General features: G+C 44.8%; 2 protein-coding genes. Both read left to right on the top strand.

Going from position 1 to position 2686, the window contains the following annotated elements:
* The first annotated feature begins 167 nt into the window (after positions 1-167).
* Complete coding sequence (locus tag H569_RS0116975) at positions 168-1049, top strand: Druantia anti-phage system protein DruA (protein WP_027365956.1); 882 nt, start codon at positions 168-170, stop codon at positions 1047-1049.
* Positions 1042-2619: an ISL3 family transposase gene (locus H569_RS0116970; protein WP_051273731.1), complete on the top strand. Its 1578-nt coding sequence runs from the start codon at positions 1042-1044 to the stop codon at positions 2617-2619. The genes H569_RS0116975 and H569_RS0116970 overlap by 8 nt, the downstream gene beginning before the upstream one ends.
* Positions 2620-2686 lie beyond the last annotated feature (67 nt).

The following is a 2686-nucleotide window of genomic DNA, read 5'->3' as shown; positions in this document are numbered from 1 at the left end:
GGTTCTTCCGCACTTTTGGTGCAAGGAAACCAAGCAACTCCTTCTTGGTCCATTATCACCTTTGTAGTTCGATATATTCCTAAATAGAGCAATTACCTATAGATTGCTAATGTATACTTAATAGGACAATGCTGGTCTTCTTAACGTTATTATGCTAAAATTCTTCCATGAACGAAATATTGAATACCCAAGAACGGCAAATAACTGCTGAAGACATCCAGTTCATTAAAGAACTAATGGACGCTAACCCCTCTTGGCTGCGCACTCGACTATCCAAAGAGATTTGTGCTCTTTGGGACTGGCGAAATGCAAAAGGTCAGTTGAAGGATATGGCCTGTCTTGCTCTTCTTAAGAAACTGGAAAAGCACGGCTACCTAACTTTACCCCCTTCCCAGCAGTGGGGCCGGAAGGGTAATGAAAAGAAGATTATTAATTACATACCCCATTTTAAATCCAGTATCACCGGTACACTAGATAACGTTCTCCCTTTGCAGATTAAACCAATTGAAGCTAAAGAGGAACTTAGCCTTTTAAAGTGTTTTTTTGATCAATATCATTACCTGGGGTGGAGCGGAACCGTCGGTGAAAACATGAAATACATGGTTTGGGATTATAAACACAATCCCTTGGCCTGTCTATTATTTGGTGCAGCTGCCTGGGCATGTTCTGACAGAGATCAATTTATTGGATGGGATGCCCGAGCTCGTAAAGCTAATATTCAACTAATCACCAATAATACACGTTTTTTAATCTTACCCTGGGTGAAAGTGCGTTATCTGGCCAGCTATATTCTGAGTCAAATCATCCGCCGTATTGGTAAAGATTGGAACTGCAAATATGGTCATCCCGTCTATTTGCTGGAAACATTTGTTGAGGCACGCCGCTTTCATGGTATCAGCTATCAGGCCAGTAACTGGGTTTATGTAGGTAAAACACAGGGACGTGGTCGCAACGACCGCCACCATAATTCTTCGCGGGTACCTATTAAGGACATCTATCTTTATCCTTTGACCAGAAATTTCCGGGAGGTGCTCATGAAAATTGAGTAACCCCCTGCAGATTATGCCTTTGGCTCATGGTATTAAATTAGCTGTAATGAAGCAGGAAGCCGGGTCTATCCACTTGGTAATGGAGATGACCCGTCCTTTTGCAACATGCCCTGTTTGCGGCAAAGTTTCAAATAAAATCAGAAGTTATTATGAACGAACTGTGCGCGATTTAGCCTGGTGTGGGATTCCGGTGGTAATCCGACTTACTGTCCGCCGATTCGCCTGTACTGATAGAGCCTGTCAACAACGGATCTTTTGTGAACGGATACCAGAACTAGTCCCGGTCTATGGACGGCGCACCGTACGTTTTACCGAAACGTTATCTGCCTTGGGCAGGACTACCAGCGCTGAGGCAGCCACCCGCCTTGCCCGCAATTTAGGGCTATCTACCAGTGCTGATACTGTTTTGCGATCTATCCGAGCAGCCCCGGAACCTAAGATGTCTACCCCGCGCGTGTTAGGTGTAGATGATTGGGCTTGGCGAAAAGGACAATCCTACGGTACTGTTCTTGTTGACTTGGAGACACATAAGGTGGTTGACCTGTTACCTGATCGGCAAGCATCTACGTTACAACAATGGTTGCAAGACCATCCGGGCGTGGAAATAATTAGCCGTGACCGTTCCCAGTCCTATGCTAAAGCAGCTCAAATGGGGGCACCAAATGCACGGCAAGTAGCCGATCGCTGGCATTTGCTAAAAAATCTTGGTGACGCTTTGGAGCGTTGGTTTCACAGGCTCCGACCCAAATTGTCACAAGCCGTGTCAACAGTGGAACCACATAATCATGCTGCAGATAATTCTTCAACTGAACCAACACTGGGTCAGCATAACCGGCAGGTGCGTTTTGATGAGATCCAAAACCTAAAAAAACAAGGCCTGTCCCTTCGGAAAATTGCAAGAATCTTAAAACTCAGCCGTAATACTGTTCGCAAATATGCTTCTGCAGAACAATGCCCGCAGGCGGCCCAGCGTACACCTTCTAAAACGCTGTTGGATAACTACATAGGCCACATCCAAAAACGCTTAGCTGATGGCTGCCACAATAGCCGCATATTGTTTGAAGAAATTTTATCTATGGGCTATCAGGGATCTCGACCTACTGTAGCCCGCTGGATAAGAACACAACAGAGCATTGACCATAAAGATGACGAGCAGCCTAAAACACACATTAAATCAATTGAACCACGAAAGCTCCAATGCTGGTTTTTGACACGACTCCATAAATTGCCCTTAAAAATAGCAAAGCTGCTAACTAAACTCCTTGCGGATATTCCTGAGTTGCAACGGGGGTATACTCTTGCTCACCAATTTCATACTATGGTGCGCTGCCGAGCTGGACATGCTCTCCCGGCATGGTTGAATGCCGTACATAAAAGCGGGATTCCTGAACTCAAGAGTTTTGCCGTTTCTCTAAATAAAGATTATGCTGCTATCTTTGCTGGCTTGACTGAGTCATGGAGCCAAGGGCCTGTAGAAGGAATCAATAATCGTTTAAAACTAATTAAACGCTTAATGTTTGGCAGGGCAAAGTTTGATTTACTTCGCAAACGGGTTCTCCTTGCTTTATAAATCCGAAAAAACTTGTTTCCCTTTGCGGATAAACATTGCTAATTAGCACCAAAAGTGCGGAAGAACC

It is taken from the genome of Desulfotruncus alcoholivorax DSM 16058 (assembly GCF_000430885.1).
In the GTDB taxonomy this organism is placed as follows: domain Bacteria; phylum Bacillota; class Desulfotomaculia; order Desulfotomaculales; family Desulfallaceae; genus Desulfotruncus; species Desulfotruncus alcoholivorax.
The sequence above is the reverse complement of the archived record's forward strand: the minus strand, read 5'-3'. Positions and strand labels throughout refer to the sequence as shown.

Coding starts and splice junctions, on each gene's coding strand:
- H569_RS0116975 (WP_027365956.1), top strand. CDS start 168: ATGAACGAAATATTGAATACCCAAGAACGGCAAATAACTGCTGAAGAC.